This is a genomic window from Streptomyces sp. NRRL S-1022 (assembly GCF_000720135.1).
In the GTDB taxonomy this organism is placed as follows: domain Bacteria; phylum Actinomycetota; class Actinomycetes; order Streptomycetales; family Streptomycetaceae; genus Streptomyces.
Window position 1 is genome coordinate 1 of sequence record NZ_JOIU01000137.1, and the last position, 399, is coordinate 399.

Sequence of the window (399 nt, forward strand, 5' to 3'; positions counted from 1 at the left end):
GGCTTCACGAACTGGATCATGCCGCTGCAGATCGGCGCGCCCGACGTGGCGTTCCCCCGGCTGAACATGTTCGCCTACTGGCTGTACCTCTTCGGCTCGCTCATCGCGGTCGCCGGCTTCCTCACTTCCGAGGGCGCGGCCGACTTCGGCTGGTTCGCCTACTCCCCGCTGTCGGACGCGGTCCGCACCCCCGGGCTCGGTGGCGACCTGTGGACCATGGGTCTGGCCTTCTCCGGCTTCGGCACCATCCTCGGCGCGGTCAACTTCATCACCACGATCATCTGCATGCGCGCCCCCGGTATGACCATGTTCCGCATGCCGATCTTCGTGTGGAACGTGCTGCTGACCGCCGTCCTGGTCCTGCTCGCCTTCCCGGTCCTCGCGGCGGCGCTGTTCGCG

1 protein-coding gene is annotated in these 399 nt (G+C 67.7%); it reads left to right on the forward strand.

Annotation, left to right across the window (positions count from 1 at the left end; translation table 11 throughout):
- A partial coding sequence (locus IG05_RS0141190; RefSeq protein ID WP_030349198.1) for a cbb3-type cytochrome c oxidase subunit I occupies positions 1 to 399 on the forward strand: 399 nt, incomplete at both ends.